This is a genomic window from Pseudomonas sp. 30_B, assembly GCF_017491605.1.
In the GTDB taxonomy this organism is placed as follows: Bacteria; Pseudomonadota; Gammaproteobacteria; order Pseudomonadales; family Pseudomonadaceae; genus Pseudomonas.
In genome coordinates this window covers 1-445 of record NZ_JAFGYY010000357.1, presented here as the reverse complement: position 1 = coordinate 445, position 445 = coordinate 1, and the positions used below count along the sequence as shown (strand labels likewise).

General features: G+C 68.5%; 1 protein-coding gene. It reads left to right on the top strand.

All coding sequences use genetic code 11. The features are described from left to right. The coding region (locus J5M67_RS28650) for an SDR family oxidoreductase (protein ID WP_207888703.1) at window positions 1-445 on the top strand (445 nt) is incomplete at both ends.

Genomic DNA, 445 nt, shown 5'->3' with positions numbered 1-445 from the left:
GGTTTCGGCGGCGCGAAGAACCTCGGCGGGCTGATCGCGCGCGATCTCGCCGCGCAGGGCGCGCAGGCGGTGGCGATTCACTACAACAGCGCGGCGTCGAAGGGCGCCGCCGAAACCGTGGCGGCGATCGAGGCGGCCGGCGCGCGAGCGGTCGCGCTGCAGGCCGACCTGACGGCGGCGGGCGCCGTCGAGAAACTGTTCGTCGACACGGTGGCCGCGATCGGCCGGCCGGACATCGCGATCAATACCGTCGGCAAGGTGCTGAAGAAGCCGTTCGTCGAGATCACCGAGGCCGAATACGACGAGATGGCCGCCGTCAATTCGAAGACGGCGTTCTTCTTCCTCAAGGAAGCCGGCAGGCACGTGAACGACAACGGCAAGATCGTCACGCTCGTCACGTCGCTGCTGGGCGCGTTCACGCCGTTCTACGCGGCCTACGCGGGGA